Consider the following 1318-nt stretch of genomic DNA (forward strand, 5'->3'; position numbering starts at 1 on the left):
TGAACCGCCCCGGAAAACGAGGAGGCCCCAACATTTGAGAGAATGGGGCTATGAAGAAGAGAGCAATCAAATATTCACCCGAGGTCATCGAGCGTGCGGTGCGGATGGTCTTGGAGAGCGAAGAGCAGTACGAATCGCAATGGGCAGCGATCGTCTCCATCGCTGGCAAGATCGGTTGCACGGCGGAGACGCTGCGACGCTGGGTACGCCAGCACGAGCGTGACACTGGTCAGCGTCCAGGAGCGACGACGGCCGAACAGCAACGGGTCAAAGAACTGGAGCGGGAGGTACGAGAGCTGCGCAAGGCAAATGAGATCCTGCGGCTTGCCAGTGCTTTTTTCGCCCAGGCGGAGCTCGACCGCCGCTTCAAATCGTGAAGGCTTTCATCGACGCCCATCGAGATAGCCTCGGGGTCGAGCCAATCTGCCAGGTGCTGCAGGTTGCCCCATCGGCCTATTGGCGCCATGCCGCCCGCTCTCGCAATCCAGCGTTGCGAAGCGCACGCGCCCAGCGTGACGACGTCTTGATTCCCCACATTGAACGGGTTTGGCATGCCAACCTGCGGGTCTATGGCGCGGATAAGGTCTGGAAGCAGTTGTGCCGGGAAGGCATTGAGGTCGCACGCTGTACCGTTGAGAGGCTCATGCGTCAGCACGGTCTGCGCGGCGCCATGCGCGGCAAGCCAGTACGCACAACGCTGGGAGACAAGAAGGCGCCATGCCCGCTGGACCACGTCAACCGGCAATTCAAGGCCCAGCGGCCAAACCAGCTCTGGGTCAGCGACTTCACGTACGTCTCAACGTGGCAAGGCTTTGTGTATGTCGCCTTTGTGATCGATGTCTTCGCCCGGCGTATCGTCGGCTGGCGCGTCAGTCGCTCCATGCACACGGACTTCGTGCTGGATGCGCTGGAGCAGGCGCTGTATGCCCGGCAGCCGGAACGGGAAGATGGATTAATCCACCATAGCGACCGCGGCGCCCAATACGTGTCCATTCGCTACAGCGAGCGCCTGGCCGAGGCCGGCATTGAGCCCTCAGTAGGGAGCAAAGGCGACAGCTACGATAATGCGCTCGCCGAGACCATCAACGGCTTGTACAAGGCGGAACTGATCCATCGCCGGGCGCCCTGGAAGACGCGCGAAGCCGTGGAACTGGCAACCCTTGAGTGGGTAGCATGGTTCAATCATCAGCGGCTGCTCGAGCCTCTTGGTTATATCCCGCCGGCAGAAGCTGAGGCAAACTACTACAAGCAATTTACCCGTCAGACCACCTCGGTCTGACTCACACCAACCAGCCTCCTCCAAAGCCGGGGCGGTTCA

At 60.8% G+C, this 1318-nt stretch carries 1 protein-coding gene and 1 other annotated feature; the gene reads left to right on the plus strand.

All coding sequences use genetic code 11. From position 1 onward, the window contains the following. The first annotated feature begins 50 nt into the window (after positions 1 to 50). Positions 51 to 1279 (plus strand): IS3 family transposase gene (locus JJB74_RS32955; protein ID WP_200598769.1). Its coding sequence is split into 2 segments (ribosomal slippage): positions 51 to 333 and positions 333 to 1279, totalling 1230 coding nucleotides; the frame shifts between segments, so codons are not numbered across the junction. Continuing rightward, positions 332 to 448: a sequence feature (AL1L pseudoknot), on the plus strand. Its footprint overlaps the gene before it by 117 nt. Positions 1280 to 1318: the final 39 nt, after the last annotated feature.

It is taken from the genome of Noviherbaspirillum pedocola, from assembly GCF_016632335.1.
Taxonomy (GTDB): domain Bacteria; phylum Pseudomonadota; class Gammaproteobacteria; order Burkholderiales; family Burkholderiaceae_D; genus Noviherbaspirillum_A; species Noviherbaspirillum_A pedocola.